At 60.7% G+C, this 473-nt stretch carries 1 protein-coding gene; it reads right to left on the bottom strand.

Features of this window, described 5'->3' with window-relative positions; translation table 11 throughout:
- Positions 1-98: 98 nt before the first annotated feature.
- The coding region (locus DVK05_RS16525; protein WP_147437843.1) for a carbohydrate ABC transporter permease at positions 99-473 on the bottom strand (375 nt) is incomplete at its 5' end.

Here is a 473-nt window from a genome sequence, read left to right as displayed (position 1 = left end):
GGTTTTTGATAGCCGTGTTGACCCACCGCCCGAGCGGTCCTCGTTTTATCTCTGCGTCTTCGGCGCCGAGACCGATTTCCGGGTTTTCGTCGGGCATGTTAGATTCCCTCACTGGCGAAGTTCACGATGTATACGGAGACCACGATGGCGATGATACCGGCGGTGACGAACGCCACCGTCGCCGAGGTCCCGTACAGCGGTGCGTTGAACGTCGTGACGACGAGACACGACAGCGACGGCACTGTCTGACAGCCGGCCATCGTCTCGCTGATACCGTAGACGCGCATCGCCGAGATGGTGCGGAACAGCATCGCGACCAGCACCGACGGCAGGATGAGCGGGAAAGTGATCATCTTGAACTGTTGCCAGCGCGACGCACCGGCGACCTTCGCGACGTCGTACAGCGAGCGGTCGATACTCTGTATCCCGGCGAGGATGAGCAGTGCCATGAACGCTGACGTCTTCCAGACGTC

The organism is Halorubrum sp. Atlit-8R (genome assembly GCF_003666025.1).
Classification (GTDB): Archaea; Halobacteriota; Halobacteria; order Halobacteriales; family Haloferacaceae; genus Halorubrum; species Halorubrum salinarum.
The sequence above is the reverse complement of the archived record's forward strand: the minus strand, read 5'-3'. Positions and strand labels throughout refer to the sequence as shown.